The organism is Schleiferilactobacillus perolens DSM 12744, from assembly GCF_001435585.1.
GTDB classification, from domain to species: Bacteria; Bacillota; Bacilli; order Lactobacillales; family Lactobacillaceae; genus Schleiferilactobacillus; species Schleiferilactobacillus perolens.
The window spans coordinates 1-549 of sequence record NZ_AZEC01000066.1 but is presented as its reverse complement, the minus strand read 5'-3'; the positions used below and the strand labels follow the sequence as shown (position 1 = coordinate 549).

The following is a 549-nucleotide window of genomic DNA, read 5'->3' as shown; positions in this document are numbered from 1 at the left end:
TTCAATGGCCAATTTACACAAAATGTTGCCGACGGTATAGTTTCCTTTAGAAAATTCATGAAGTTGCCTCCTTATACTTCAACTGCTGACCTAACTGTGATCAAAGGCTTATTAACTAGTAATGGTAACACTAACCGATCTTCAGATGGTGTCGACATGGCTACTCAAATCACATCAGCTGCTACGGCTAAATCACTGAAAGCAGCTGGCTATAACATTATCGGCCGTTATTTGACAGGAAGCGTCGGGACTGGTGCTGATAAACGAGATAAAAATTTGACTAACACTGAAGTTAAACTGCTATTAGATGCTAACCTTAAGATTTTTCCGATTTACGAAGATGGAGGTTATGAAGAAAGTTATTTTAATAGCAAGCAAGGTTTCGCAGACGCTTCTATTGCCGTTAATACTGCACGTCAGCTTGGCCTACCAAGTGGGACAGTTATCTATTTTGCCGTTGATGTTGATATTCAAGATGGAAACATGAGTAGTACGGTTGTCCCCTATTTCGAGGGTATTACTGGTATTATAGGATCAACTGAATATAAA

At 39.3% G+C, this 549-nt stretch carries 1 protein-coding gene; it reads left to right on the top strand.

The window, feature by feature from the left end; genetic code table 11:
- On the top strand, positions 1–549 hold a 549-nt coding region (locus FD09_RS15640; RefSeq protein WP_157053871.1), incomplete at both ends, for a glycoside hydrolase domain-containing protein.